Source organism: Campylobacter sp. 2018MI01, from assembly GCF_018501205.1.
Classification (GTDB): Bacteria; Campylobacterota; Campylobacteria; order Campylobacterales; family Campylobacteraceae; genus Campylobacter_E.
The window spans coordinates 1-343 of the sequence record NZ_JAHCZE010000216.1 but is presented as its reverse complement, the minus strand read 5'-3'; the positions used below and the strand labels follow the sequence as shown (position 1 = coordinate 343).

Below are 343 nucleotides of genomic sequence, written 5' to 3'. Positions count from 1 at the left end.
TTACTTGCTTGTGACTCTTAACATTGATAAATAAAATAACACTAGGTTAGAAACTATATATAAACATAGAATTAAATTAAATAAAACCTAGAAAGAACATTTAGCTTAAATGCTCTGTTTAAGTTTTATATGGTGGAGAATAGCGGGATCGAACCGCTGACCTCCTGCGTGCAAGGCAGGCGCTCTCCCAGCTGAGCTAATTCCCCATATCAATACTCATTTCAACCTTTGATATCCAAACAAGCTCTCAAGAGCTCTTGAAATATTTATTATTACTCTTTAGTGTGAGTTAAAGAGTATGTACTCTAGAAAGGAGGTGATCCAACCGCAGGTTCTCCTACGG

General features: G+C 36.7%; 1 tRNA gene. It reads right to left on the bottom strand.

What is annotated here, in order from left to right:
• Nucleotides 1-130 precede the first annotated feature (130 nt).
• Nucleotides 131-206, bottom strand: a tRNA-Ala gene (locus tag KJQ97_RS09720).
• Between the last annotated feature and the right edge of the window lie 137 nt (nt 207-343).